Annotated in this window: 18 protein-coding genes and 4 pseudogenes; 9 read left to right on the forward strand and 13 right to left on the reverse strand. The window is 57.5% G+C overall.

Annotation, left to right across the window (positions count from 1 at the left end; all coding sequences use genetic code 11):
- Window positions 1-203 precede the first annotated feature (203 nt).
- Together AC07W5_RS16480 and AC07W5_RS16485 are read right to left on the reverse strand one after the other, a co-directional pair.
- Complete coding sequence (locus tag AC07W5_RS16480) at window positions 204-815, reverse strand: hypothetical protein (protein WP_495023817.1); 612 nt, start codon at window positions 813-815, stop codon at window positions 204-206.
- 468 nt (window positions 816-1283) lie between these two features.
- Window positions 1284-1913 carry a LysE family translocator gene (locus AC07W5_RS16485; RefSeq protein ID WP_495023818.1) on the reverse strand — a complete coding sequence of 210 codons (630 nt, stop codon included), beginning with the start codon at window positions 1911-1913 and terminating at the stop codon, window positions 1284-1286.
- 135 nt (window positions 1914-2048) lie between these two features.
- On the opposite strand from AC07W5_RS16485, the pseudogene AC07W5_RS16490 reads away from it, so the two are divergent.
- Window positions 2049-2258: pseudogene (locus AC07W5_RS16490) on the forward strand (transposase domain-containing protein); the annotation flags it as partial.
- A gap of 16 nt (window positions 2259-2274) precedes the next feature.
- Here the strand turns inward: AC07W5_RS16490 and AC07W5_RS16495 are convergent.
- Window positions 2275-2538: pseudogene (locus AC07W5_RS16495) on the reverse strand (oxidoreductase); the annotation flags it as partial.
- A 366-nt stretch (window positions 2539-2904) separates the two neighbouring features.
- On the opposite strand from AC07W5_RS16495, the gene AC07W5_RS16500 reads away from it, so the two are divergent.
- The 4 genes from AC07W5_RS16500 (at window position 2905) to AC07W5_RS16515 (ending at window position 7879) form a co-directional block, all read left to right on the forward strand.
- A complete protein-coding gene (locus tag AC07W5_RS16500) occupies window positions 2905-3525 on the forward strand; it encodes a TetR/AcrR family transcriptional regulator (RefSeq protein ID WP_494991642.1) in 621 nt (206 codons plus the stop codon).
- Window positions 3526-3651: 126 nt separating this feature from the next.
- Window positions 3652-5160 carry an efflux transporter outer membrane subunit gene (locus AC07W5_RS16505; RefSeq protein WP_495023819.1) on the forward strand — a complete coding sequence of 503 codons (1509 nt, stop codon included), beginning with the start codon at window positions 3652-3654 and terminating at the stop codon, window positions 5158-5160.
- Window positions 5157-6347 carry an HlyD family secretion protein gene (locus AC07W5_RS16510; RefSeq protein WP_495023820.1) on the forward strand — a complete coding sequence of 397 codons (1191 nt, stop codon included), beginning with the start codon at window positions 5157-5159 and terminating at the stop codon, window positions 6345-6347. The genes AC07W5_RS16505 and AC07W5_RS16510 overlap by 4 nt, the downstream gene beginning before the upstream one ends.
- A gap of 11 nt (window positions 6348-6358) precedes the next feature.
- The gene (locus tag AC07W5_RS16515; protein ID WP_495023821.1) at window positions 6359-7879 is read left to right on the forward strand and encodes an MFS transporter; all 1521 of its coding nucleotides are present in this window, start codon (window positions 6359-6361) and stop codon (window positions 7877-7879) included.
- Between the two features lie 21 nt (window positions 7880-7900).
- Here the strand turns inward: AC07W5_RS16515 and AC07W5_RS16520 are convergent.
- From AC07W5_RS16520 to AC07W5_RS16535, 4 genes and pseudogenes are all read right to left on the reverse strand, one after another.
- Window positions 7901-8074 (reverse strand): annotated as a pseudogene (locus tag AC07W5_RS16520) (PaaX family transcriptional regulator C-terminal domain-containing protein); the annotation flags it as partial.
- Window positions 8075-8307: 233 nt separating this feature from the next.
- Window positions 8308-8910, reverse strand: coding sequence for an NAD(P)H:quinone oxidoreductase (gene wrbA / locus AC07W5_RS16525; protein ID WP_123359376.1), 603 nt, complete (start codon window positions 8908-8910; stop codon window positions 8308-8310).
- A gap of 614 nt (window positions 8911-9524) precedes the next feature.
- Entirely contained in the window at window positions 9525-10808 is a 1284-nt protein-coding gene (gene salA / locus AC07W5_RS16530) for a salicylate 1-monooxygenase (RefSeq protein ID WP_495012303.1), read from the reverse strand.
- A gap of 244 nt (window positions 10809-11052) precedes the next feature.
- A complete protein-coding gene (locus AC07W5_RS16535; RefSeq protein WP_495023822.1) occupies window positions 11053-12393 on the reverse strand; it encodes an MFS transporter in 1341 nt (446 codons plus the stop codon).
- A gap of 364 nt (window positions 12394-12757) precedes the next feature.
- Here AC07W5_RS16535 and AC07W5_RS16540 point away from each other — a divergent pair, with 364 nt between their 5' ends.
- The 4 genes from AC07W5_RS16540 (at window position 12758) to AC07W5_RS16555 (ending at window position 18401) form a co-directional block, all read left to right on the forward strand.
- Complete coding sequence (locus AC07W5_RS16540; RefSeq protein WP_495012301.1) at window positions 12758-13660, forward strand: LysR family transcriptional regulator; 903 nt, start codon at window positions 12758-12760, stop codon at window positions 13658-13660.
- A 504-nt stretch (window positions 13661-14164) separates the two neighbouring features.
- Window positions 14165-15856: an NAD-dependent malic enzyme gene (locus AC07W5_RS16545; protein WP_495023823.1), complete on the forward strand. Its 1692-nt coding sequence runs from the start codon at window positions 14165-14167 to the stop codon at window positions 15854-15856.
- 326 nt (window positions 15857-16182) lie between these two features.
- Window positions 16183-16668 (forward strand): acyl-CoA thioesterase, encoded by a 486-nt coding sequence (locus tag AC07W5_RS16550; RefSeq protein WP_494991649.1) that lies wholly within the window; start codon window positions 16183-16185, stop codon window positions 16666-16668.
- 62 nt (window positions 16669-16730) lie between these two features.
- On the forward strand, window positions 16731-18401 hold the full coding sequence (locus tag AC07W5_RS16555; RefSeq protein WP_495012300.1) for an FMN-binding glutamate synthase family protein: 1671 nt from the start codon (window positions 16731-16733) through the stop codon (window positions 18399-18401).
- 422 nt (window positions 18402-18823) lie between these two features.
- Here the strand turns inward: AC07W5_RS16555 and AC07W5_RS16560 are convergent, their stop codons facing one another.
- From AC07W5_RS16560 to AC07W5_RS16585, 6 genes and pseudogenes are all read right to left on the reverse strand, one after another.
- Window positions 18824-20095 (reverse strand): c-type cytochrome, encoded by a 1272-nt coding sequence (locus tag AC07W5_RS16560; protein ID WP_495023824.1) that lies wholly within the window; start codon window positions 20093-20095, stop codon window positions 18824-18826.
- Window position 20096: 1 nt separating this feature from the next.
- On the reverse strand, window positions 20097-21707 hold the full coding sequence (locus AC07W5_RS16565) for a GMC family oxidoreductase (protein WP_494991652.1): 1611 nt from the start codon (window positions 21705-21707) through the stop codon (window positions 20097-20099).
- 2 nt (window positions 21708-21709) lie between these two features.
- Window positions 21710-22219: a sugar dehydrogenase complex small subunit gene (locus AC07W5_RS16570; protein WP_495023825.1), complete on the reverse strand. Its 510-nt coding sequence runs from the start codon at window positions 22217-22219 to the stop codon at window positions 21710-21712.
- A 406-nt stretch (window positions 22220-22625) separates the two neighbouring features.
- On the reverse strand, window positions 22626-23399 hold the full coding sequence (locus AC07W5_RS16575) for an L-iditol 2-dehydrogenase (RefSeq protein ID WP_495023826.1): 774 nt from the start codon (window positions 23397-23399) through the stop codon (window positions 22626-22628).
- Between the two features lie 66 nt (window positions 23400-23465).
- On the reverse strand, window positions 23466-24563 hold the full coding sequence (locus AC07W5_RS16580) for an ABC transporter ATP-binding protein (RefSeq protein ID WP_495023827.1): 1098 nt from the start codon (window positions 24561-24563) through the stop codon (window positions 23466-23468).
- Window positions 24564-24633: 70 nt separating this feature from the next.
- Window positions 24634-24801, reverse strand: a pseudogene (locus AC07W5_RS16585) (carbohydrate ABC transporter permease); the annotation flags it as partial.

Genomic DNA, 24801 nt, shown 5'->3' on the forward strand with positions numbered 1-24801 from the left:
CCCGACGAGAGAGGGCATCTCAATAGATGGACTCCATCGCCCTAAGCGTAAGCATCAGGAAGGTGGGTTCGGCAGACGGACGATGCGGCTGCCAACCCAGCGCGCGAGTGAGATCGAGCAGCTGCTGCCGCATCGGTGGATACCGGCCTGACTAACGTCGAGCGATTCGGTCGCACGCTTGTCGGAAGCCAGCTATCGCCTGCTCAATCTGGCAATGTCTTAGCAATTGCCGCTTCAAGCATAGGTTTGGCTGCGTCATGCAAGAGTTGGCCGTGAGCGCCTACGACATGTTCGAAATCAAGCCTCAGAAGCCTCTCGAAGTCGGCGGCAAGGCTGCCCCCCTCCGGCGTGACGCGTTTCAGCCAAGGGCCGCCAATAAGTAGCGTCAGCTTAAAACCCATCATTCGAAGTACGCATCTGCTAAGGAAGGTCGTGTAACTCCAGTCGGCCCAATATTGAATGCTATCCGTGGCGATGAGCAGTTTTAGATTCTTCAGCAAAAGGCACGCCTCAGGGTACTGGGCTGCTTCATATACAAAGAACTCTGCGTCAGGCATCGGAGGCGTCGCTCCTGCGCTGATCACATGGGTGCCAATAGGCAGCTTGTAGGTCTCAGGTCGAGCTTGGCACCAAAACTCCGCCTGATATCGGTCAACGTAAAACCGATCGTCTAGACCATGGAAATCTCCTAGACGCAGGACATGGCGAACATTACCTAGCGCATCCAGCTGACTAAGTGCGGCATCGCTCAGGCGCACCGGGTTGATGAGGGTCAATTCATCGCCACTTTTGACAATGACCATGTTTCGGTTCATACGCATTCCAGGGCCGATCCTGATGCTGCCATGAACTAGGTAAACGTTGTGGAAAATAGGAGTGATAGGGTCATGGGGGAACGCGGGTGGGTACACTGACAATTCCTTGTGAAGTTATCCTTACTCACTGCTTGGCGAATCCTTATCAACCCAAGTGTGACGACCGTACCTTACCTTGGGACGTCCTACGCATCCATAGCTGACCCTGCCAGCAATGTTCAGGATCCTATCTAGACCGTTGCGCGGTGAGGTTCGGGGCGACTGCACCTCATTGCAGATCCTGCTCAGTACAGGTAGGCGCCTTCACCGGACGGTTACATTACACAAGGTGTGTTGAGCGGACGCTTATCCAGAAATGTCGAACTGGGGAGGTTCATCGTGGCACCCGCAACCTGGGATGGTAAGCGCGGGGGGCGCGGGCTTGAGTGTATTTGCCGGGCGCGTCCCCCCGCTCTGTCCTGCACTGCGTCAAAGCGGGCGGTCAAGAAACAACAAGCGTGCCGCTAACGCTGCCATCACCCCAGCAAAACCATACGTCCCCAGACGCTTGGAGATCCTGCCGCTGCCCAGTTTCCCTCTTAGCTGCCCGGCACACATCCCAAGTACGGTATGGAAGATTAGCGCGATCAGCGCAAGCAGCGCTCCAAGGAACATTAATTGGAGGCTAACATCGCCGGTTGTTACGCTGACGAATTGAGGCAGGAATACCATAAAGAACAAAAGCGCCTTAGGATTCAAGAGGCTGTTGAGGGTGCCTCGGGCGAAGATTTTCCACAAGGAAGCCAACTGAGGTTGAGTGCCCTGAGTCACTGCTGGCGTTTTTAAAGCTTGCCAGGCGATCCATATGAGATAACACGCCCCGGCCAAGCGTAGTACTTCGAACGCTGGTGCCCAGCTCATTACCATAGCGCCAATACCTGCGCTAACCAAAGCGGTCATCAGCAAGTCAGAGAAGGAAATACCAAGAGCGGCAGCGAAGCCCGCACGCCAACCGTGGGCCAACGCATGGCTGGTCACAAAAGCCATGTTCGGGCCCGGAACGATTAACAGGAGCATGGCGGCGACAATGAATAGATAGAGATTGGCTGCATCCGGCATGGGCATCACTCCGTAAGCTTGAGCGACGACGATAAGCGAACTATTGATATGGCGGTAGCTACAGTCAGAGTTTATCTAATAGCAACAGTCGATTTTCAGGGAGCGTTAACTGCTGCTGTCGCAGGGATGCATAGGGCACGTGGACAGGCGAACAGGCTGTTCTCGGGGTCGTTACGCAGCGACAAACGCGCGGTTGCGATCATGAGTTTGATCCAGTCGGCAAGGCTCGATTGGCACGATCCAAATGCTTGCCTGAAGGACGTCCTCACGCGCCTGCCGACGCAGCTGCCGAGCGCAGTTACAGAGTTGCTGCCGCATAACTGGGGGCCGTCGCGCAACCTGTGATGCCCAGCCGCTTACTGTCAAAGAGCTGCCCATAGGGCGAAATACGTATGCCCACACGGCCTGCCCCAATCCGGGCAACCACCGCGTCAATGACTTCCAGGGTGAACCGAAGACGATTTGCCAACTTACCAGCGCCATACTGGTCTGTACGATCATTGACCAATGGATTCATGAACTGCTCGAACAGGTAACCGTTGGCACCATGAATCTCCACACCATCAAAGCTCGCCTCGATCGCATTTTCGGCCGCTTGCGCGAATTCACCGACGATTCGGGTGACCACGGTTCTTGAGCGTGGTGTCGCCCAAGCGGAATTCTTCGAAGAGTTTCGACATTGGAGTGTCCATAATTTAATGAGTGGGATGATGATTAGCCGAGAGGCAGGCAGGTGACGCGGGACGCCTTGAACTCACGCTAGAGGTCTGATGAATTTCTAAGATGCATTGACGCTAACTTGAGGGTTTCGGAGCCACAATCCGCTTGAATCGCAAATGACTATTGCTTTTTAAGCAACGCCTTGAGGCAAAAAGCTGAGGATTTACTTCCGCCCTAAGTTGCCTCTGGAAAAACGCCCTTGTATAAACACTACTGGTTTCTATAGACTTCACGAGTCACTCAAAAGCCGATTTCGAGCATCGCCAAGCCCATGACCCAAAAGACCACCAAGTCCACGCTTGCCAAACCGCGCAGCCGATCCTCGATTGGCGCGGTACGCAGCCCGCAAAGCACCGAGGCCATCCTGGAAGCGGCCGCCGCTATTCTTGAAGAGCAAGGGTATCGAGCGTTCACCATGGACGCACTTGTCGAGCGCGCCGGGTCAAGCAAGCCGACCATCTATCGGTGGTGGCGCAGCAAAGGCGCCTTGTTGAGGGATGTATACGAGCGCGCCGCATTGACGTTCGTCACCTCCCCCGACACCGGGAATCTGGAACAGGATCTGATTGAGCATTTACGCTCGCTTTGGAGTTGGTGGCGGTCTTCAAGCGCCGGGGAAACCCTTCGCAGTTTCTTCATTGAAATTCAGCTGGATTCAAAGGCCATTGCGGAATTCCGAGAAGAATTTCTACCGCGCCGCGAACGTACTTTGCGCAAGATATTCGCCAGAGCAGTAAGCGCAGGGGAAATTGTCGACGGTCCTGCGGTGGAAGTTGCCGTCTCGATGCTCACAGGCATGTCCTGGCTGCATCTGGTTACCGCGAACCTGGAGAATCTTGACGACATCGACAATTCGGTCGCGGTGATCGTCAAGGGCTTGAGAGTTCGATAGTCGGTGGGGGGACCAGGATCTTTTTTTGCCCATAACGACACTGATAGTTTTTATTAGCTTTATCGCGCTTCCAACCGGTCACCTTTTGTCGCTGCAAGTCAGTCTTTACACCAGAGAATACCGTTCATGAACAGTCGAAAAAATGAGGAGCTAACGGACGTGCGATCCAGATGCCCCTTTGCCGCCCAAGCGTTAGCCGCTGTCCTGCTGATCCTGCTTGCCGGTTGCTCTTTCAGCGACTTGAAGCCCCAGTCCAGAATGCTCTCACCCGGGGATGCCGGTGAAACCCTGGCCAATAGCGGCATCACGTTATCGCCTGCCGCTTGGCCAACCGAAACCTGGTGGACCAGTTTCAAGGATGCGCAGCTCAACACCTTGGTTGAAGAGGCGCTCGCAGAGAGTCCGACACTGCGCTCCACCGCCGCTCGTGTGCGCCAGGCCGGCGCCCTGGAATCCATCGAAAGTGCCTCGCTGCTACCACGTATTGACGCAGCAGCAAGCACCACCCGCGAACGCTTCAGTGCTAACGGCACCACGCCTGCCCCCGTGAAAGGCACCTGGCAAAATGTCGACCAGGCGACACTGAATGTCGGGTACGAACTGGATTTCTGGGGTAAGAATCGCTCTGCCGTTGAAGCCGCCGTGGGGCGCCGACATGCATTAGAGGTCGACAGCCGCGCGGCTGCGCTAATGCTGTCAGTGTCCATCGTGCAGACCTATATCGACTTGCAGGACACTTATGAGCAACTTGACGTTGCTCAAGCGTTACTCGACCAACAAGTCCACATTGAAAAGCTGACGCAGCAACGCTTTACCGCCGAATTGGGCACACAAATCGATATCAAGCAATCCCAAGCCTCGTTGCCCGCCAGCCGGGCCAACATTGCAGGCCTCAAAGAAGTGATTGAGCTGAACCAGAACAAGCTCGCCTCTTTACTGGGCAAGGGACCTGACCGTGGACGCTCGATTGCCCGCCCCCACATGCAGGCAAGCAACACCATCGCATTACCCAGCCATATTCCTGCCGAGCTTGTCGGGCACCGTCCCGACGTGGTCGCTCAACGCTGGCGCGTAGAGGCGACGGGGCATGAGATTGAAGTGGCCAAAGCCCGGTTTTACCCAAACGTGAACCTCACGTCCTTTATTGGCTTGCAAAGCCTTGCGTTCGACACCTTCAACGATCACAGCAGTCGAATTCTCGGTTTTTCGCCGGCGATCAGCCTACCCATCTTCGAGGGTGGTCGCTTGCGCGGCAATCTGGATGCGCAGGATGCGGCTTACGACCTGGCCGTTGAAAACTACAACCAGACCGTCATCGACGCGCTACGTGACATCGCCGATCAATTGTCTTCGCTGCGTTGGTTGAAAGAGCGCCTGGCCCAGCAGATTGAAGCAGTCAATACAGCCCAGGCCGCCGCCGATCTGGTCAACCTGCGCTATGGCGCGGGGCTGGCCACTTACCTGCAAGTGCTGGCCACCGAGAACGCGACGCTGACCCAGAAACGTCAACTGGTCACGTTGCAGTCCCGCGCGCTTTCACTTCAAGCCAATCTGAGCCGGGCGCTGGGGGGTGGCTACCGCCCCGAGTTCCCCACCACCGCCTCTGCACTCCCAACCGTAGCTGATAAATCATGACCACCCAAACGCCCTCCCCCGTCGATCCCGCTCAATCCAAAGCTTCCTATCGCCCCCAGTTTCTGCTGATCTTGGGCATCGTGCTGTTAATGGCAACCTTGGGAATCTGGTACCTGTTGGGACTTGGCACCGAATCTACCGACGATGCCTATGTGGACGGCAACATCGTTCAGGTGACCTCCCAGGTCAGCGGCACCGTCACGGTGATCGGCGGCGATAACACCGACCATGTCGATGCCCATTCGCCACTGGTCACGCTCAATGCTGTGGATGCCGAGATCCAATATGAGCGCGCGAAATCCAACCTTGCCCGCGCCGTGCGCCAGGCACGTACCCAGTATTACCAGGTGCAACAACTGGAGGCTGAAGTCAGCCAACGACAAAACGACGTACGCAAGGCCCAGGACGATGTACGCCGACGCAGTCAGCTTGCCACCAGCGGCGCTGTTTCCCGTGAAGAGATCAGCCACGCCGAGGAGGTGCTTAAAAACGCCCTGGCGGGCCTCGACGGTACCCGGCAGGCACTGGCCGTTCGCCTGGCCATGGTCGATAACACGACGTTACGTACCCATCCCGATGTGCTGGTAGCCGCCGCCAATTTGCGCGATGCCTGCATTTCCCTGCATCGCACGCAAATCTACTCGCCGGTTACCGGCGTGATCACCAAACGTAGCGTGCAGGTTGGCCAGCGAATCAATCCGGGCGTGGCCCTTATGTCGGTCGTACCAATTGACCAGGTATGGGTGAACGCCAACTTCAAGGAATCGCAGATCCAGGATTTGCGTATTGGACAACCTGTGGTTCTGCGTGCCGATGCCTACAGCCGCAAGGTGGTATTTCACGGTTCCATCGTAGGCCTGGATGCCGGCACCGGCAGCGCGTTCTCGTTGATGCCCGCCCAGAACGCCACGGGTAACTGGATCAAGGTGACCCAGCGCGTGCCCGTACGAATCGCGCTGCAACCGCAGGAGGTCGCCGACAACCCGCTGCGCCTTGGCCTTTCCATGCGCGTATCCGTCGATACCACCGACACCAGTGGGCAGGTGCTCAACAAAAAGCCTCCCGCACAACCGGCTTACAGCACCAACGTCTTTGAAAATGAGCTCAAGGACGCCAATGATGTCGTAGAGCAAGTGATCAGCGCCAACGATGACCGTGGCCAATATGCCAATCTTCTGAAACCTTGACGGGGTATTTCATGTACCGGAAAAACGCAGCCCTGTTGATGACCGTAGGACTGCTGTGCGCATTGGAGTATCTGCAGGCCGGCATGATCGCCTTTGCCTCGGCTCCCATCCGCGGTGAGATCGACGCCAGCCCTGAAGAATTCACCCTGGTTGCAGCGCTCTATGCGTGTATCGCGGTGGTGGTCATATCAAAACAGCGCTGGCTGGTGGAACGGCTCGGCTGGCGCAACTTCATGCTTGGCTCCATCAGCATTTACGTGTTGGGGGCGTTCGTGTGCGGCGTTAGCAGTGACCTGACCACTTTCACCGCCGGCCGCGTGATCATGGCGTTGGGAGGCGCATCGTTCATGACCTCCGCGCGCCTGATGGTCAACCTGCTTCCACCGGGTCCTGGGCGATTCGTCGGGGTAAAAGTATTCGCCACAGGCCTGGCCAGTGGTACAGCAGTAGCGCCCTTTCTTTCATCACTGGTAGTGGTCGAGGACACATGGCACGCAATCTTCTGGCTACTGATCGCCGGTGCGTCGGCGGCGGCTGTGCTCTGCACACGCTTCTTGCCCAACACACCGATTCACGAAGATGACCGGACGCCCTCCAGCCCAGCGAACATCCTGTTGTTATCCGTCAGCACTTTCTTCCTGCTGTATGTGCTCCAGCGCTCCTACTATGACTTTTACAACGAGACCCTTATCCTCATCGTCTTCGCGCTGCTGGCCGCCCTGGGCGTGTATATCTTCTTCCACGCCGAACACGGTAAAGAGGCGCCTTTCCTCAAGGTCAGAGACTTGATGCAGTCTCGCTACACCCTCGGGGTTACGTTGTTCTGCTTCACCTACATTGTGCTAGGCAGCAACAACTACATCTTGCCGTATTTCCTGCAAACGGCGCTGGGATACTCCTGGGATACCATCGGTACGTTCCAGGCCTTCGGTCTGGCCGGCGCGTTGTTGACATGGATCGTCATGGCCATCGTCATTCCAAAGTACCCGGCTCCCAAGAAGTTCTTCATAGCCGGATTCAGTGCCCTGATCTGCTTTGGCGTGTTGTTGTCATCCCTGCCCCCCGACGCCAATATGTGGTCGAACATCTTGCCTGCGCTGGTGCTTAACGGCAGCTTCGTAATGCTGGTGCTCGCCACGGCGGCCATGCAGACATTTCGTGATGTGACACACCATGACACGTTGTTCGCCCATGCCTATCAGATCAAAAGTATGTTGGGGCAGATTGCCATGGCACTCGGCACCACCGTTGCCACCTTGTTTCTGCAATGGCGAACCACCTTGCAATACAACAACCTCAACGGGCATTTCAGCTCAGGCGATCCGCTCTATCTGGAACAGACTCAAATGCTGGCTCAGGCACTCACCCCTGCCGTAGGCGCGGGCCCGGCCAGCCAGATTTCGGTGTCGATGCTTGCACAATCCCTGCACCAACAATCAACCCTGGTCGCAAGCATGGAATACTTTTGGGCTGTCATCGTGGTAGCCAGTGTTGCACTGGTCATTTCCATGATGCAGAAGACCTTCAAGTGACATCTGCTGTGAAGGCACGGACTCATGAACAAGCAGAGTCCGCGCCAGAAAGCAGTCGGATGGTTGCAAATGCTCTTGCTCGCGAAGCGTTTTCCAGAGTGGCCGGAACAGCTGAATGAACTCGCTGTAATGCGTCGCCAGCTCTTCGATGTTCCAGCTCCCGCGCACCTGCAAACGCAGAGCCTTGGAGGTCAGTTTGACTGACGGGATGAGGAGCGACCTCGCTAGAGCGTCGCTCCTTTGAATCCAAAAACGCTTACGTCTTCTTCAATGACTACCGACGCGCAAGGCTTTCGCTGGCAAGGCCAGCAGAATCGCCTCGCCACCAGCGAGCATCAGCAGCACGATGGTGAAATCCGCCCCGGCGTTACACAGGCCAGCGAAGCTCGACTCCTGTCCTGCAACATGTGCCCATTTACGTGCTTGCGTTAACCCGCGATCTTTATTGCAAGCTCAGCGACGTGTTTACCCTGGAAACGCGCAATATCCAGTTCATTTTGTGACGGTTGCCGTTTACCGTCGGCGCCTGCCAGGGTGGTCGCGCCATAGGGCGTACCGCCGGTGATCTCGCTCATGTTGGTCAGCCCTGCGCAGGTGTAAGGCACACCCACGATGACCATCCCCTGATGCAGGAGTGTGCTGTGGAACGACGTAATAGTGGTTTCCTGGCCACCGTGCTGGGTGCCGGTCGACGCAAAGACACTGCCGATTTTCCCGACCAGCGCGCCGCTCATCCACAGTCCGCCGGTCTGGTCGAGAAACGTGCGCATCTGTCCCGCCATATTGCCAAAGCGCGTCGGTGTACCAAAGATGATGGCATCGTAATTGGCCAGCTCGTCAGGTGTCGCCACCGGTGCCTTCTGGTCAAGTTTGACGCCGATGGCTGCTGCCTGTTCGGCCGGGATGGTTTCAGCGACACGCTTGAGCGTCACGTCGGTGCCGGGGACGGATCGTGCGCCTTCGGCCACTGCGCCAGCCATCGTTTCGAGGTGACCGTACATTGAGTAATAGAGAACCAGTACCTTCGCCATGATTTTTCCCCTGGATTAAGTGCCATTCGATGGATTAGGAGGATCTTGGATTACACCACTGCCAACGAACCACAGCGGCAGGTGTAGCGCTTGGTCACGAACAAAACTGCGGCTCACACCCCACCCGACTGCAGAGACTTTGACGGCATGCGGACTTAACACTAGCAGTTCCGTATGCTGCCTGCTGGCAGACAGAGACGCTTTTATAAGCAGTGTCAGCGGCACCATTTCCAACCAGGTCACGTACCCGCTCAATTCCAGGGTTTGGGGAGCATGCCGACCAAGATGTCATCCTTGTCGAGGAAGTGGTGCTTAAGAGCGACCAACAAATGGCCGCCGACGAAGACGTGCTCGAGTTTGCATAGTCATTAAAACAGCGGACACCAAGGTAGTTCGCCTCGCATCCTGCCAGCGACACAGAGGCAAAAAACCCTGACATCGCTGGCAGTCGCTTATCGACTCACAACCACTTCCATTACCCGCCTCGGGCTGTGTGTCACTAGGTTCTATGTCTAAAACACCCTCTTCCTTATTTCGGGGGTCTGAGAAATATTCAATGTCATGATCATTCACCTGATCTTATGGGTGTCTGCGGACGAAAGCCGGTTCAAGTCTCAGGCGAGTACTTTCCAGCCCAATTGCTCACGAGCCTCTTGCAGGTCGGACTGCAGATCGTGATCCCACAGCCAATCGAAACGCTCTGCAAGGGTTTTGCCCAGCAATTGCTCGTTATCGGCTACTGCCGGATCACGCAGTTCATAGAGCTCGCCGGCTTCCCAGGAGGTGCGTTGCACACGACAGGCACGTGGACGACGAATAGCGTCATAGACCTCTAGCACCGCCTGTGGCCGGCTCGCCAGAACCTGTGGGTCGGCCAGCAATCGGGCCAAAAGCCAGGCATCTTCCAACCCCTGCCCTGCGCCAGCGCCCTGGTGCGGCAACATCGCGTGGGCCGCATCTCCGATCAGCCCTACACGGCCGTGCACGTAACCCGACAGCTCTTCAAGTTCATGCAGAGCCCAAAGGGTCGGTGCCGGAATGCACTCGAGCAGCACTCGCGCGGCATCGCCCCAATCGGTGAAGGCCGCAAGCATTTCTTCCTGGCTGGCATTACGAACCCATGGGGAATCACTCGGCCAGGATGGGTCAGGCCGACTGCGGTCGGAAATGAAGGCCACTACGTTGATCAGCCGGCCTTGCTTGACCGGGAATGTGAGGATGTGTGCATCGAGCCCCAGATACATCTGCGGAACGTCGACAAGGTGTTCATCGACACCCCGAGCCCGATAGGCAGCGCGCAACTGTTGGCTGTCGATCATTCCCCGGTAGGCGCAGGTACCGCTGAAGCGCGGCGCCGCAAGGGGCTGGCCGAGGCCTTGGAGCACATGATCACGAATCGAAGACTTGATGCCGTCAGCGGCGATTAACAGGTCGCAGCGGTGTTCGCTGCCATCGGTGAACAGCACGCGGGCCTGTTCGGCATCCTGTTCCACGCTCACCGCACGCTTGCCGAATTGGGCGATACCGTCGGGCAACTGGCTGGCCAGAGCGTCGAGAAAATCAGCACGGTGCACCGAAGACTGCCCTACCCCTTCGGCAAGACTCGCGCCCAGGTAGCCGGCATCCTCGCCGCGGCGCCATTCGAACCAAATATCCTGCCAGGGATCAAGCGTGCGGTCGGCGATCTGCCGGTAGGGTTCGGCAATGCCCAGACCAGCGATGGCACGAACGGCATTGGCGCCGAAGGAAACACCTGCACCGACCTCGCCAAAGGCGGGTGCCGATTCGAATAACTGCACGTTGAGATGGGAGTGGCGGCACAGATCCAGTGCCAATGCCACGCCAGCGATACCACCGCCGACAATACCGATGTGCAAGGTAGATTGAGAGTTATACATAGCAAGGTACCCATGAGGCTGGTTGTTATTGGAGTAACCAGATCATCGCCATCTGAGTGCTATTGATAAATACCGTAACTCCCATACCAGGCATTACCAGTGTGAATATTACTCAGCAGAGCAACGCAAACCCGTCGTCATATCTTCATTTTTTAATCCGGACTTTTCGCCAGCATGCTCTACAAGCTGTATATCTTTCAGACACGACGAGCCCTTAACGGAACTCGTCTTTTTTCTGCTGCTGTTACTGCGGTATAGCCTGCCTGGACGATGTGATCTGACGGCTCGCGGCGTTTTGCGTCAAGAAGACCAGAATGGCGACTGCTCCAACCAATCCTGGTATTGCGAAGATGAGGAAGCTTGCCTGCAGCGGCAACGATGAGGCATGCAGCGCGCCGCCCAGCAGAGGACCAATGATTGCACCCGTGCGGCCAACACCCATCGCCCAACCGAGGCCTGTGGCCCGTATCTGCGGCGGGTAATATTGCACGGTGCAAGCGTTGGCCAGGATTTGCGTGCCGATGGTGCACGCCCCGGCAACAGCGATGAGTAAATAGAGCACAGGTAATGGGGCCTTGAGTGCGAGCAGGCTCAGGGCCAAAGCACCGCAACCGAAGAAGGCGAACAAGACCTTTGCGATGCCTATTCGATCGCCAAGCCACCCACCGGCTACCGCTCCGATAATCGCGCCAATGTTCAGCGCCACCAGAAACGCCAGGCTCGAGTTCAAGCCGTATCCTGCGGCGCTCATGAGTTTCGGCAACCAGGAGCTCAATGCATAGACCATCAACAGGCAACAGAAAAACGCCAACCACAGCATGAAGGTGCTCAACTTGCGCCCGTCCCGGAACAACTGCGAAATCGATACGTTCGTGCCTTTAGCGACTATCCGGTTCAACTGATCGATTGCGCCGGGCACATAACTCGGTACGGCCTGCGTCAGTAACGTCTGGGCCTTGACCGTCTGCCCGGTGCGCAGAAGAAAATCCATCGATTCGGGCAACTGCCGTACCAACAGTGGCACTGCCAACAGTGGAATCAAGGCCACATAGAACACCGCTTGCCATCCCCACTGAGGAATCAGCACCATGCCCAGTCCGGCGGACAGCATCCCCCCTAGCGAGTAACCACTGAACATGACGGCGACCAAGGTGCTGCGGGATTTCCTGGGTGCGTACTCGTTCATCAACGCGACAACGTTGGGCATGACCCCACCGATCCCCAGGCCGGCAACAAACCGGCACAACGCAAATGCCTCTGGGCTCTGCGCCAAGCCGTTGATTGCTGTGACACCGCTGAAAAGTGTTACGCACATCATGATGACTTTACGTCTGCCTATCCGGTCCGACAATGATCCGAAAAACAGCGCACCCAACATCATTCCTACCAGCGCACAGCTACCCAGCGCTCCAGCTTGTAATGAGCTCAGCCCCCACTCGGCCATCAACGAGGGCAACACGACCCCATAGATCACCAGGTCATAGCCGTCGAAGATGATGATTAGCGCACACCAGAACAGTACGCGCGCATGGAAGGCGTTGAAACGTGCCCCGTCAATCAGGGCTGATACATCGATCGTACGCATGGAATCGCTCTTTTTGTCATTGTTATAGAGCCGGAGGATCAGACGTCTCCGGGCGTTGCGCGGTGCCCAACTAGCTGACCGATATGCGCGTTGTTCTTGAGGGACGTAAACCGTTCAGAGTTTGGGCATTGCAGCGATCATGGCCAAGGCATCCACCGTGATAAATGCAGCGATCCGAATACCTACTATTTCGAACGTGAATAAAGATTAGAGATGAGCAAAAGCCAAGCAACTCTTACGATGGACGCAACGGTGTAGCACTTGATAGGCTTGCGGTTCTTGCAGCGGCCATTTCAGAGCGGTGCAAACCCAGCGGCGGGCAACGGTTTATCGCTCTGGTATGAGCCAATCTGCACGAGGCGTTATGGAATTACGTGAGCTGGATCTCAATCTTCTTTTGGTGTTCAACCAACTGCTCATCGACCGTAGGGTTTCGACTGCGGCGGATAATCTTGAGCTGACCCAACCCGCTGTCAGCAACGCGCTAAAGCGGTTGCGTAGCGCCTTGAACGACGAACTTTTCGTACGCACCTACCAGGGAATGGAGCCCACGCCTTATGCCCGGCAGCTGGCTGAGCCGGTTGCGCAAGCCATTCAAACGTTACGCGATGCACTTAGCCGACAGGACACGTTTGACCCGCTCCACAGCAATCGCAGATTCACCATGGCAATGACGGATATTGGTGAAATCTACTTCATGCCGAGGCTAATGGATGCTCTGGCTGAACGCGCTCCGGGTTGCTCGATCAGCACGCTGCGCAACAACGTCGATACCCTGGCCGAAGGGCTGCAAAACGGTGCGATCGATCTTGCTGTCGGGTTGCTTCCTCACCTTCAAGCGGGTTTTTTTCAGCAACGCTTGTTTCACCATCGCTACGTCTGCTTGTGCCGCAAAGGCCATCCCGCCACCAGGGAGCCGTTGACGCTGGAACGTTTTTGCAGCTATGACCACGTTCGTGTTGTAGCAGCGAACACAGGACACGGTGAAGTTGATACGTTCCTCGCACGCGCCGGTATCGAGCGAAAAATACGTCTGGAGGTTCCGCATTTCGTTGCGGTCGGCCACATACTTCAACGCACGGACTTGCTGGCAACAGTGCCTGAACGGTTTGCCACCAGTTGCGAACAACCCTTCGGGCTCGCCATTCTACCGCCGCCGCTGGAGCTGCCAAAAATCGAGATCAATCTGTTCTGGCATGCCCGTTACAACAAGGATCCGGCCAATCGTTGGTTACGCCAGCTCATGTTCGAGCTGTTCTCCGATTAAATGCACTGAATCCTCGGAGTATGACGGTCATTAAAAGTCGTCACGAGCGATAAACCCAAAATCCGTAGGCTGTTCGCCCGCCATCTCGTGCCCCAGCCCTCCCCACCATTGAATATCTGCGATGGCAGATTCCTTCAACACCTGCGCATGAATATTCAATACCCATGCCGTAGCGCGCCCGATGATCAAACCTCAAAAGAAGAACAAAAATCGAGGAGATATAGGCAATGACACCCTCAGATATCCGCAATAAGCAGTATCGGGAAAAAAACACGTCTAAGCTTTGCTGTGCGGCGACCCTGACCGACAGAGCTTTCCGAGTGATTGGATACATCGTGTCCAAGCAGAGAAACCCACGCCGCATTCAAACGCTCGCAAGGCTCACTTGGCACCTCGCCACAAGGACCGGGAGCAAATAAGTAGCAGACTAACGTTTACTGTACCGCGCTCTCATTAGCCTGCTAGGTTCGGGTTTCTGCAAAAAAGATAGAGAGTGAATTCAAGATGAACGAAAAACAAAAACGGCCGCTGTACATTCCTTACTCCGGCCCGTCGTTACTGGAAATGCCCCTGCTGAACAAGGGCAGCGCTTTCAGCTCGCAGGAGCGGATCGACTTCAACCTGCTCGGCCTGTTGCCGCAAACCACGGAAACCATCGAGGAGCAGGCAACCCGGGTTTACCGGCAATATGAGCTGTGCACCAGCGATATCGACCGGCATGTCTTTCTGCGCGGCGTGCAGGACAACAACGAGACACTGTTTTTCCGTCTGCTCGAAGATCACCTCGAAGAGATGCTGCCAATCATCTATACCCCGACCGTCGGCCAGGCCTGCCAGGAGTTCTCCAGCATCTACCGCACCCATCGCGGACTGTTCATCGCCTACCCCGACCGCGATCGCATTGACGATATCTTGCACAGCGCCACCAAGGGCAACGTCAAAGTCATCGTGGTCACTGACAGTGAGCGCATCCTCGGGCTCGGCGACCAAGGCATCGGTGGCATGGGTATCCCGATCGGTAAATTGTCGCTGTACACCGCTTGTGGCGGCGTCAGCCCGGCCTACACCTTACCGGTGGTACTGGACGTCGGCACCAACAACCCTGACCTGCTGAACGACCCGATGTACATGGGCTGGCGCCATGCACGTGTCAGCGGCGAACAGTACAACGAGTTCGTCGAACTGTTCATCCAGGCCATCAAACGTCGCTGGCCCAACGTGCTGCTACAGTTCGAGGATTTCGCCCAGACCAACGCCACCCCGCTGCTGGAGCGTTACCAGGACCAGATCTGCTGCTTCAACGATGATATCCAGGGCACCGCTGCCGTAGCCGTCGGCACCTTGATCGCCGCGTGTAAGGCCAAAGGCGAACGTCTGTCCGATCAGGTAGTGACCTTCGTCGGCGCAGGTTCAGCCGGCTGTGGTATTGCCGAGCAGATCGTCGCGGCGATGATACTCGAAGGGCTGAGCGACAGCGAGGCTCGCCAGCGCATCTTCATGATCGACCGGTGGGGCCTGCTGACCGATGACATGGCCAACCTGCTGCCGTTCCAGCACAAGCTGGCGCAAAAGCGCAGTAGCATGCCGGCATGGGCTGCAGGCAATGGCGATTTAACCCTTCTGGATGTAGTTAGCCACGCCAGGCCCAGCATTTTGGTGGGTGTATCGGCGCAACGCGGACTGTTCACCGAGCAAGTCATTCGGGCCCTGCATGCGGGCTGCTCCAAGCCGATCGTCATGCCGCTGTCCAACCCGACCTCCAAGATCGAGGCTACCCCTCAGGAAATCCTTACCTGGACCAATGGCCAGGCTCTGGTGGCCACCGGCAGCCCGTTTCCACCGGTCAGCCTGGGCGAGCGCAAGATTCAGATCGCCCAGTGCAATAACTCCTACATCTTCCCCGGGGTCGGCCTGGGCGTCTTGGCGGTCATGGCCACCAGGATCACCGATGGCATGATCATGGCCGCGTCCAGAGCCTTGGCCGACTGCTCGCCACTACTCACCGGAGAGGGTGATGCGGTGTTGCCACCGTTGAGCGAGATACAGGCGGTGAGCAAGAAGATCGCCTTCGCCGTGGCCAAACAGGCTCAGGAGGAAGGCAAGGCTTTACAGATCAGTGACGAACGTCTGCACTTGGCGATCGAAAGCAACTTCTGGCAAGCGCGTTACCGGGATTATCGTCGTTCCTCGATCTGATGCATAACGATCTGTGGGAGCACGTCTCACGTGCTCCCACACTGTCCGGGCATACCGAAGTACCCGCGACATCATGCCGCACTGTTACAAAACATGAAAAACACCTTCTCATTTCATTAGCTAGCTATCGTTTTTTTCGATTGTTAGACTCCCCCCGCCACCATGGCTCATCCACCTGGTGCTTCGTGTCCTGCAACCCTGTTACGCCCTGATCGGCCGAATCTGCCCTTCTCGTTGCGTTGACGTACAACCGCGCCAGTCGCCCATGGCCCAGCAACATCCGGATGAGTTGAGCCAACATGTTTGACCGACCTGATGAGGCAGTAATGGAACCAGGAAGCTATCAATTGACCATGAGTGTGCTTATGACCCCGGACAAAGCCAACTTCTCCGGCAATGTTCACGGTGGGGCTTTGCTCAAGTTGCTTGATGAAGTGGCCTTCGCTTGCGCCAAGCGCTATGCCGGCAATTATGTGGTGACCCTGTCGGTCGATCAGGTGATCTTCAAGGAGCCGATCCGCATCGGTGAGCTGGTGACCTTTCTGGCATCAGTGAACTACACCGGTCGTTCCTCGATGGAAATCGGCGTGAAGGTCATGACTGAAAACATTCATGAGCGCAGCGTACGCCACACCAACAGCTGTTACTTCACGATGGTCGCTGTCGATCACAACCACCGCCCCGTAGCCGTGCGCTCTCTGGTTCCGGAGACCTGCGCCGAACAACGCCGGTACGCCCAGGCTCAGCAGCGCCGCCTGCAACGCCAGGAGCTGCAAGCGCGCTACGACTCGCTAAAAGTCTCCCAGGCTTGAACCACGTGAAACCGAGCGGTCAGCCGATAGCTGTCGATGCCACACTACAAGGAACAACACGCATGAAACTATCATTATTGAGTCGTTACTCATGCTTCGCCTTTTGCTTTGTCTTTACCCTCGTCGGTCTGTGCCTGTTCGAGCGCATCGAGTGGCTCTGGTCCTTCACTCTGATCACCGGGATCCTGACGCTGATCGGCCTTAATGACCTGCGTCAGACCCAACACTCGGTGCGTCGCAACTATCCCGTGATCGGTAACCTTCGTTACCTGATCGAACATATCCGTCCAGAGATCCGCCAGTACCTGCTTGAAGGTGATGACGACGAACTGCCCTTTTCCCGCACCCAACGCTCGCTGGTCTATGCCCGCGCCAAGAACCAGAGCGCGGAGAAAGCCTTCGGCACCCTGAAGGATGTCTACAAACCCGGATTTGAATTCATCGTTCACTCGATGCTGCCCAGCGAAGTGCTCGACCCCAAGGAGTTCCGCATCATGGTCGGCGGCCCGCAGTGCCGTCAGCCTTACAGCGCTTCGATCTTTAACATCTCCGCCATGAGTTTCGGCGCCCTGAGCGCCAATGCCATCCGCGCTCTGAACAAGGGAGCAAAACTGGGCGGCTTTGCCCATGACACTGGCGAAGGCAGCATCAGCCCCTATCACCGTGAATTTGCTGGCGACCTGATCTGGGAACTGGGCAGTGGCTATTTTGGCTGTCGCGACCAGGACGGTCGGTTCGATCCCGAGCGTTTCTCCACGCAGGCCTGTAACCCTCAGGTGCGGATGATCGAGATCAAACTCAGCCAAGGTGCCAAGCCCGGGCACGGCGGTATTCTGCCCAAGCATAAGGTGACTGCGGAAATCGCCGAGACCCGGGGCGTGAGCATGGACCGCGATTGTGTGTCGCCGGCTCGCCACAGCGCGTTTTCTACACCGATCGAACTGCTGCAGTTCGTTCAAAAGCTACGTGAACTGTCCAATGGCAAACCGGTAGGCTTCAAGCTGTGCATCGGCCAACCCTGGGAGTTCATGGGGATCGCCAAGGCGATGCTCAAGACCGGCATCCTGCCCGACTTCATCGTCGTCGACGGCGCCGAAGGTGGCACAGGCGCCGCACCAAGGGAGTTCAGTGACAACATTGGCATGCCTCTGCGCGAAGGGTTGTTATTCGTGCACAACACCCTGGTCGGCCTGAACCTTCGAGACAACATCCGGTTGGGTGCCAGCGGCAAGATTGTCAGTGCCTTTGATATCGCCAGTGTGCTGGCTATCGGTGCCGACTGGGTCAACTCGGCGCGCGGCTTCATGTTTGCCATCGGTTGCATCCAGTCCCAAAGCTGCCACACCAACAAATGTCCGACCGGGGTCGCCACTCAGGATCCGTTGCGCCAGGGCGCACTGGTGGTCGAGGACAAAGCCACTCGCGTCTACAACTTCCACCGCAATACCCTGATGACACTGGCCGAAATGCTCGCCTCCGCGGGTATCGAGCATCCCTCGCAATTAACCGCCGAGCACCTGGTACGGCGAATCAGCGACACCCAGATCCGTTTATTTTCCCAGACACACACCTTCCTTAAATCAGGCGAATTGCTCGATGACCGCTGTACCAGCGAGTTCTATTTGCGCATGTGGCACAGCGCCCGGGCCGATAGATTCAAACGCAACGACTCAGGCGATGAGATCGTTGTCGACAGGACCTCATCTGAGACTCGATATACCGCTATCGCGTGAGTATTGCCATCAGTGCACCGCTGAGAGAGAGGGTTGGCCAACGCATCCGCTTAGTGCTCTCCCGGTGACTGGTTTGATAGGGAAGCTGAACCAGAACAAAAAGCACGCATAGCACACTCGCCGTAGCGCTGGTCGCTCTCGGTATCACCAATGCCAGTGTCCAGAATACCGATCCATCTAAAGTTGGCCTTGCGGTGATGGATGCGACCAATCGGGCGACATCGGCCTCGCGCCCCGAAAGCCCTTGTGCATGGTGAGGTAGTGAGGCAGATCGCTACGCAAGCTTGATCCAGCCGGTCCGAGGCCGGTCGAGGGGCGGCATAGTCAGGCTCGCGCCGTGTTCCACTGAAATTCGCTGGCGCTACCGAGATCAGTCTCAGGGGCAGCCTGGAGCACCTGTTGCGTGATCGCGGCATTACTCGTTAACGCAATTTCGCGACGTCCTGCTCGGAGACCTTGGCGGCTGGATTGCCGAACTGGGTTGTCACGTAATTGGCCAACACAGCGATCTGCGCATCGGACAATTCGTTGGCGAACGCCGGCATGCCGACATCATTGCCGGCCGCTTGGCGATGTACGCCATGCAGGATGACCTGCAGCAGGTTGTCCGCAGTCGGTGCGCCGACAGTCGAGTTATGCAGCAGTGACGGGTAGTAACCATCAGGCGTACCGTCGCCCTTTGCCTGGTGGCAGGTCGCACAGTTGCCCAGGTACAGCCGGGCCGGGTCCGGTGTGTCGTTCAGCGCGACTCCGCGCAAACGGCTGACGTCGGTCGCCGGCTTGCCCCATGCCGCCCGAGGGCCCGCGCTGGCGTCAGGCACGGCGGGCACGCTGCGGATGTACGTGGCGATCGCGTCGAGATCGGTATCGGCCATGTGCGAGAAGCTGTGCTGCACCGCTTCGGCCATCGGCCCGGCCGCCTGCGCGAGCCCCGGTACGCTGCCGGTGCGCAGGTACTGGACGAGTTGCGGCTGGGTCCAGCTGCCAATGCCGGCATGAGCGTCAGAGGTTATGTTGTACGCGTCCCAGCCAGCGAGTACCGAGCCGCCGAGGAAACCGCTGGCGCTTTCGTCGAGCGCTTTTTCCTGCATGCCGGTCCCGCGCGGCGTATGGCAGGTGCTGCAGTGGGCCAGCCCCTGCACCAGATAGGCCCCCCGGTTCCACACCGCATTCTGCTCAGGTTTGGCCTGGTAGGGCCCGTTTTTCAGGAACACCCGGTTCCAGGCGGTGAGTGGCCAGCGCATGCTGAGCGGCCAGGGGATATCGCCGGGGCGCTGAGCCTGGTTGACCGGCGTCACGCCGTGCTCGAAATAGGCATAGAGCGCTTTCACGTCGTCATCGCTGATTTTCGCGTACGACACATAGGGCATCGCCGGGTACAGGTTGTGCCCGTCCTTCGACACGCCCTGACGAACGGCACGGTCGAAATCGGCCAGCGTCCAGCTGCCGATACCGGTCTGTGTATCCGGTGTGATGTTGCTGGAGTAGATCGTCCCCAGCATCGGGACGTTCAGCGGCAGGCCGCCGGCGAACGCTTTGCCGTCAGCGGTGGTATGGCAGGCCATGCAGTCGCCGGCGATCGCCAAGTATTCGCCGCGATTGACCAGCGCCGGATCGGACAGGTCATCGGCATGTGCAATGCCAGGCAAGGCGAGCGCACCGGCCAGCAGAAAGAAAAGGGTCTTTTTCGACACGTCAAACCTCCTTCTTCAACTGGTCGGCCATGCGCAGCGCCAGTGCAGCGATGGTCAGCGTCACGTTGACCGTGCCCACGCTGGGCATGGTGGAGCTGCTGGAAATAAACAGGTTGGGGTGGTCGAAGGTTCGGCAGTCCCGGTCGACGACCGAGTCGCGGGCATCGCTGCCCATGATCGTCGCGCCGGTGATGTGATTGTTCGGCGCGAACTCGTCATTGAACTGGATCTCCGTACCGCCGAGCACCTTCGCCGCCGTCGCATACACCTCGCGGGTATGCACGGCGCTGCGCTTCACGTAGTCATCGATGTGGTAGGTGATCTCGGGGCGCGCAATGCCGATCGCGTCGGTCTCGGTCTTGCTTGGCACGATGCGGTTTTCCGGCAACGGCAGGATTTCATGGAAGCAGTCGAACTGGACATAGCGTGCCGACTGGTCGCGAATCCGCGAGTCAAGTTCGGAGGGTTTCAGCAGCTTGCCCTGGTCGAAGATTTTCTGGGTTTCCTGATCGATGCGCGACAGGTTCGACAGGTGGATTTTCTTGCCGGCCTGATGCGCGCGGAACGGGCCGTCGCGAAAGCCGATCAGCGAGGTCATTTCCTGCGGCCCCCGGCCAGGCCAGAGCTTTTCATTCGCATAAAACGAGACGCCGGTGCCGGGGTGGTCCATCAGGTTGCGGCCGACCATGTCCGAGCTGTTGCCGACCCCCTTGGGAAAGTCGTTGCTGGTCGACATCAGCATGATCTTCGGTGTTTCGATGCCATTCGCGGCGAGCACGAAATACTTGCCCTCGACACGATGCTCCTTGCCTTGCGGGTCTTTGTAAAGCGCCGCGGTGATTTGTTTTTTTGGGCCGACTTCAAGCTTGAAGACGACGGCATTCTCGATCAGCTTCGCGCCCGCCTGTTCGGCTTTTTCAACGTGGAAGATACCGTTGTACATCGCGCCGATGGGGCAGATTGGCATGCAATTGTTGTTGCCGCAGCAGGTCGGCCGGCCGTCGTAGGGGCGGCTGTTGCGCGCGACCGGTTCGGTCACCACATGAAAACTTTGGTCGTGCGCGTTGAGCGCGCTCTTGATGGTGTGCTCGTTATAGGAGAGCGGCAGTGGCTGCATGGGATAGGGCTGGCTGCGTGGCGAACCGAGCTCTTCATCGCTGGGCCCCCACACGCCGAGCTCTTCTTCGGCGCGCTGATAGTAGTGTTCAATGTCGTCGTATTGAATCGGCCAGTCGCGGCCGACGCCATACACGGTCTTCGTCTTGAAGTCGTTCGGCAGGAAGCGCCAGGCGGACGCCGCCCAGTGCCAGGTGGTGCCGCCCACCGCGCGAATGTATTGCGAATTGAATTTGTGCTCGCCCTTGAGGATCAGGTAGTCATTGGGCGGCCCGTATTCGGGGTGCGGTGCCCAGGCGCTCGATGGATATGGCGCCATGAAGTCCATCTTGTCGGGTTGGTTGCGAAAGCGTTCGACAATCTGCCAGCGCGGCATGCGTGGCCCGGCTTCCAGCAGGATCACGGACTTGCCGGCCAGCGCCAGCTGGTGAGCGACGATTGCGCCCGCCACACCCGAACCTACAACCACGATATCCGCTTGTTGTGTGTCAGCCATGTCTAGGACTGCCTTTCTGTAGGTTTGGTCGCCCAGAAGCCGGGCTTGTTGGGGCAATAGGAACGGATCACCAGGGTATCGGCGACCACCACGAACATCAGCGCCTGTTCGTAGGTCACCACGACGTTGTCGACGATGCCCAGGTACCAGCCTTTCATGATGTTCAGCGCGAGCGCTTGTTCGGACGTGCCGAGCGAACCGGCAACCAGCGCGTGGGCCAATGGTGGCAGGCGCTGGGGCAAATCCGGCGTGGTTTTTTGCAACGCGGCAAGCAGCCGCGCGCCCACGCCGCGATCGAGCCCGGCCTTGCCGGTCAGCGACTGCGACAGTGTCATGAAAGTATCGAGTGGTGGCGCGCTTGTGTCGTCGGCGAGTGCCTTGAGTGTCAGCGAGCCGATCAGCCCGGCCACGCTCAGCGCAAGCATGCCTTGCAGGCACTGGCGACGATTGATGAAGGGCGCAGCCTGCAGTCGGTTCTCGGCTGGAGCGCTGTCAGAGTCATTTCGATTCAATTAACTCTTCCTCTCTAACAAACATTCTTGTTTTAAAACAAACGTGTTAGCCCAACATAATAAACGACCATCGTTTCCGCATCTGGTGCGTTAAGACCTCCAGTCGTGTAGTCGCTCAGCTAATTCAATTTTCTTGAGTGTCCTTTCTGGATGTGCCCATGCCATATGGTGACCCATCTGAATGATAGCCAACGCTACCAAAAAAGCAGCTCGGCGCTTGACCTGCTTGCCGGCCTCGTCCACGCACTGGATCTTCAGCAGACCGGGCAGGGCAAACCGCGCACCTCGCCGATCACTTCGGTGCGCACACTGCCGCGAAGCACAGCTTGCGCGCATTAGCTCCATCGTGGGTGCGTCATGAGGAGGGCGTGCAATAGGCCCCGCCATCCTCCCTGAGCCCCACCACTCAACTCATCCAATTCCCGCCATCGACGTTGTACGTTTGTGCAACTACGTACTCGCTTTCGTTTGAAGCCAGGAAAATGGCCATTCCCGTCAGGTCTTCTGCGGTTCCCATCCGTCCAAAGGGCACCTCCTGACCCACCAGCCTTTTCTTTTCACCCAATGGCCGATTCTCATACTGGGCGAACATTGCATCGACGCCATCCCAGTGCTCACCGTCCACGACCCCTGGCGCGATGGCATTCACATTGATCCGGTGCTTGATCAGATCCAGACCTGCCGATTGAGTAAGGCTGATAACGGCTGCTTTGGTTGCGCAATACACACCCACAAGCGCCTCCCCTCTCCTGCCTGCCTGGCTGGCCATGTTGATGATCTTGCCACCACGCCCCTGGCTGATCATCTGTCGGGCCGCTGCCTGCAGAGTGAAAAGCGTTCCTGCAACATTGATCGAAAACAGGCGCTCGTAACTCTCACGGGTGATATCGACAATGGGTGCAAGATCGAACAATGCGGCGTTGTTGATCAAGATATCCAGCTTACCCGTCTGCGCTATCACGGCGGCAATGGCATCATCGATAGACGCCTGATTGGTAACATCCATCTCGACAGCGTAAGCATTTGGCCCAAGCTCGGCGGACGTAGCCCGGGCGCGCTCAAGATTGATGTCAGCGATGGCGACTGTTGCCCCTTCACTGATATAGGCCTGAGCAAAAGAACGTCCGATGCCTCGGGCCGATCCAGTAACAAGAGCACTTTTACCTTCTAGTCGTTTCATTGATTGTTCATCCGTTTGCTTGAATATCGGGTTCGCCCAACCGAGGGCATTGGAGTGTCAATAGGGTCAGGCGGCAAGACGTGCCAGCGGGGCTACAGCTTTCCCGTGCTCGTCGAACAAATGGCAATGCTGGACATCCAGCGCAACCCATCGCTGTTCTCCATACGCCACCTCACAATCGCCATTGACTCGTACGGTGAGTGCTTCACCGGACTTGGCGACGACATGGCAGAAGGTGTCACTACCCAGGCGTTCGGTGACATCGGTGGTGATGGGCAGTTGCCCTAGATCATCCAGACTGAGGTGTTCGGGACGTATGCCCACGGTGACCTCATTGCCTACAGCCAAAGTGCTTCCGTCACGAGGGATGAGCAGACGTCGACCGGATGCCAGCTCGACCTCTACGCCCTGATAGTTATTGGCAGTTACCGTGGCTTTGAGAAAGCCCATTTTCGGAGTGCCGAGGAATCCTGCTACGAACAGATTCGCGGGTTGGTGATAAAGCTCAAGGGGTGAGCCCATCTGCTCAATTCGACCACTGTTGAGCACCACCACCTTAGTAGCGAGCGTCATGGCCTCGACCTGGTCATGAGTCACGTAGATCATGGTGGCTTGCAATTCTTTGTGCAGCCGCGCCAGTTCCAGACGCATCTGCACCCGCAGGGCGGCGTCGAGGTTGGACAGTGGCTCGTCGAACAGGAAGATCTTCGGGTTGCGCACGATGGCGCGACCGATGGCGACTCGTTGGCGCTGGCCGCCGGACAGCTGTTTCGGCTTACGCTCCAACAGGCGTTCCAGCTCCAGGATCCGTGCGGCCTCAGTGACCTTGCGCTCGACGTCCTGGTTGTTGTCACCCGCGAGATCCAGCGCGAAGGACATGTTTTTGCGCACCGTCATGTGCGGGTACAGGGCGTAGGTCTGGAACACCATCGCCAGGTCGCGCTTGGCCGGACTGACTTCGGTGATGTCGCGACCATCCAGTTCGATAGTGCCACTGGTGACCTCCTCCAGACCGGCGATTAGCCGCAGCAGGGTGGATTTGCCGCAGCCCGATGGGCCGACGAATACCACGAACTCTTTATCGCGGACTTCGAGATCAATGCCCTTGATGATGGACAAACCTTCGAAACCTTTTTTCAGATTTTTTATTTTCAGAGTGGCCATGAAATGAATCTCCGATTTGTTAGTTTCAGTTCGCACGAACCTTCAATTCGCGCTCGCAAAAATCTCTTGGTTATTTGACGGCGCCGAACGACAGGCCACGCACTAGCTGTTTCTGGCTGATCCAGCCGAAGATCAGGATCGGCGCACAGGCCAGGGTGGATACCGCCGACAACTTGGCCCAGAACAACCCTTCGGGACTCGAATAGGAGGCGATCAACGCGGTCAGCGGCGCGGCTTT

The sequence above is a fragment of the Pseudomonas sp. GW821-FHT01E05 genome (genome assembly GCF_059422425.1).